The 1130-nt window shown below is 74.2% G+C and carries 1 pseudogene; it reads left to right on the top strand.

Features of this window, described 5'->3' with window-relative positions:
• A pseudogene (locus LI94_RS24105) lies at positions 1-1130 on the top strand (PE family protein); the annotation flags it as partial.

Below are 1130 nucleotides of genomic sequence, written 5' to 3'. Positions count from 1 at the left end.
GCAAGGGCGGCAACGGTGGTGCCGGCGGTGCGGGCTATGACGCTGCCGCGGACGGTGCGGCGGCAGCCGGTACGTCCGGCGGCAACGGTGGTGTCGGCGGTAACGCCGGTCTGGGCGGCGCTCAGGTCGGTGGCGGCAACGCTGCGAACGGCTCGGCCGGTCTCGGAGGCAATGGCGGATCGGGCAAGAACGGAGTCGCCGGTACTGCCGGCGATGCGGTCAACGTCAACGGCGGTGCCGGCACGGCCGGTGGTAACGGTGGCAATGGCGGCCAGGGTGGTCTGCAGGCCGACGGTGTCACCCAGGCCGCGGCGGGCAAGGGCGGCAACGGCGGTGCCGGCGGTGCCGGCGGTGCCGGTTATGACGCGGTAGGCGCGGGTGCCGCGGCCGGCACTTCCGGTGGCAGTGGCGGTACCGGTGGCAATGGTGGTGTGGCCGGTACCGGTTCGACGGCCGGCACTCACGGCGCCGGTGGTGTCGGCGGCAAGGGCGGTTCGGGTACCGCGGGCTCGACGGGTGTGGCGGGCACGGCGGGCACGGCGGGCAGCCCCGATGGTGGTGCCGGTGGCCATGGTGGCAATGGCGGTAACGCCGGGGCTGGTGGCGCCGGTGGCTTCTCCGGTGGTGGAGCGCAAGCCGCCAACGGTGCCAACGGTGTGGCCGGCAAGGGCGGTAGCGGTGGTGTCGGTGGTGCCGGTTACGACGCGGCTTCCGATGGTGCGGCGGCGGCCGGGACCTCCGGTGGCAATGGTGGTGCCGGCGGTAACGCCGGACAGGGCGGGCTGCAGGTCGGTGGTGGTCGTGCCGCTGATGGCGCGGCTGGCGTTGGTGGCAACGGTGGGTCGGGTAAAGCCGGTACGGCCGGCGCCGCGGGCACCGCGGGCAGCGTCAATGGTGGTGCCGGTACGGCCGGTGGTAACGGTGGCAATGGCGGCAAGGGTGGTCTGCAGGCCGATGGTGTCACTCAGGCTGCGGCGGGCAAGGGCGGCAACGGTGGTGCCGGCGGCGCCGGCGGCGCCGGGTATGACGCGGTCAGCTCGGGTGCCGCCGCGGGCACCTCCGGTGGTGCCGGTGGCACCGGTGGCAAGGGTGGTGTGGCCGGTACCGGTTCGACGGCCGGCACTCATGGT

The organism is Mycobacterium sp. UM_Kg27, from assembly GCF_000972905.1.
In the GTDB taxonomy this organism is placed as follows: Bacteria; Actinomycetota; Actinomycetes; order Mycobacteriales; family Mycobacteriaceae; genus Mycobacterium.
Note: the sequence above shows the minus strand (reverse complement) of the source record. Positions and strands in the feature narration are given on the sequence as shown.